This is a genomic window from Microcoleus sp. T2B6 (assembly GCF_036700475.1).
GTDB lineage: Bacteria > Cyanobacteriota > Cyanobacteriia > Cyanobacteriales > Microcoleaceae > Microcoleus.
This window is the reverse complement of record NZ_JAUBOZ010000245.1, coordinates 1-1,328: the sequence shown is the minus strand read 5'-3', so window position 1 is coordinate 1,328 and position 1,328 is coordinate 1. Positions and strand designations below refer to the sequence as shown.

Annotated in this window: 1 protein-coding gene; it reads left to right on the top strand. The window is 45.6% G+C overall.

Annotated elements, in window-relative coordinates; all coding sequences use genetic code 11:
* Nucleotides 1-1,328 (top strand): IS66 family transposase (gene tnpC / locus QUA00_RS36685; RefSeq protein WP_333413491.1); only part of this gene is annotated, 1,328 nt, incomplete at both ends.

Below are 1,328 nucleotides of genomic sequence, written 5' to 3'. Positions count from 1 at the left end.
CAGTTGAGCCAAGCTGAACTGGTAGAAATGGTACTGGGGCTGCAAAAAATTATTGAAGAATTGCAAGAAAAACTAGCCATTGCTACGGGAAAAAATCGAACCACCAGTCAGACTTCATCAAAACCTCCATCAACGGATCTCATCCAAAAACCAGAGAAAGCAACAGTCAAACCAGAAGCAGACCAAAAAAAGAAACCAGGTGGACAACCAGGTCATGAGGGGAAAACCCGAAAAGGGTTTGGACGAGTAGACAGAACTGAAATTAGCTCACCCAGCATCTGTCTTAATTGTGGTAGTCAAGAATTAAGTGAAGTAATCAACATCCACTCTCAGCAAGTAGCAAGTCTAGTGGCGAAACCAATTGAAGTCGTTGAATATCAGACACAATCGTGTAAATGTCTCGAATGTGGTGCAGTAGTTAGAGGAGAACCACATCAGGGAGTGGTTCCAGGGCAAGACTTGAGCGTTAATCTCCAAGCCCTCTGCGTCTGGCTGGGCAATTATGGGCATCTTTCCTACGCCAAGCTGACTGAATTATTGTGGGAACTCGGCAGGATAGAAGTGGGAGTGGGAACACTCCAAAAAACCAATCAACGAGTAGCAGCAGCAGTTAAGCCAGCCCTCAATGCACTGTGGAAATGGGTCCCTGAGCAATCAAATGTTCATGTAGATGAAACCCCGTGGTGTGTCATGGGAGTCAAAGAATGGCTATGGACAGCTAGTGGAGAGGGATTCTGTTTATTCCATGCCGCAGATACAAGGGGACGCGTGGAACTAGAAACCATGCTGGGTACAGAATTTGCTGGCGTCTTAAGCTCAGATGATTTCAGTGTTTATAATGGTGGCACAATCACAGCCCAACAGAAGTGTCTAGCTCATTTACGGCGGCATTTTAAGAAAGTGCTGGGACTTGGGGGAAACAATAATAATGCAGAAGTCGCTCAAATATTTCTGTCATTAATTGATGAAGCTTTTAGCTCCCATGAGGCCTGGCGCAAGACGAAGGATCGACTCACCTACGACTCGTGGGCCCAGGATTTCAAAATACGATTGAATAAAGCCCTTGCTACTTGGTTGAACCAAGTTGGTTATGCAGCAGGTTTGTTGCTCAAATCCTTACGAGATAAGGCAGAACAATGGTGGTATTTTCTGAATGACCCCTCGGTGCCTCCGGATAATAATTTAGCAGAACGTTCCCTACGCCTAGCTGTAACGAAACGGAAAGTGTCTGGTGGCTCTCGTTCGATGAAGCGATTTGAGGAAACGGCTAATCTGCTGAGTGTGATTCAAACCTGTCGTTTTCAAGCTCGTTCAGTAATGGCTTTTTT